At 54.5% G+C, this 235-nt stretch carries 1 pseudogene; it reads right to left on the bottom strand.

Annotated elements, in window-relative coordinates:
• Positions 1-235 (bottom strand): annotated as a pseudogene (locus H6A60_RS14690) (glycoside hydrolase family 88 protein); the annotation flags it as partial.

The following is a 235-nucleotide window of genomic DNA, read 5'->3' as shown; positions in this document are numbered from 1 at the left end:
GGCTTGTCGCGTCCGTCCCAGGTAGGACTGACTTCCACTTGCATGTTTTTCTGCAGTTCCTCTTTTGCCATGTTGCTTAATACAGGAGCTGCCATGTCATAAGCCAGCTTACACCAGTAAGCGCGGTCGGGCTGGCTTCCAGCTTCCAGATAGCGTACGTACTCGCATGCTGCCAGCAGGAAAGCTCCTACACCGAAATTGGCGGTAGACTTGGCATCGACCACCTGTCCGGGTA

Origin of the sequence: Sutterella massiliensis, from assembly GCF_016899755.1 — a bacterium.
GTDB lineage: Bacteria > Pseudomonadota > Gammaproteobacteria > Burkholderiales > Burkholderiaceae_F > Sutterella > Sutterella massiliensis.
This window is presented reverse-complemented; position numbering and strand designations above follow the sequence as displayed.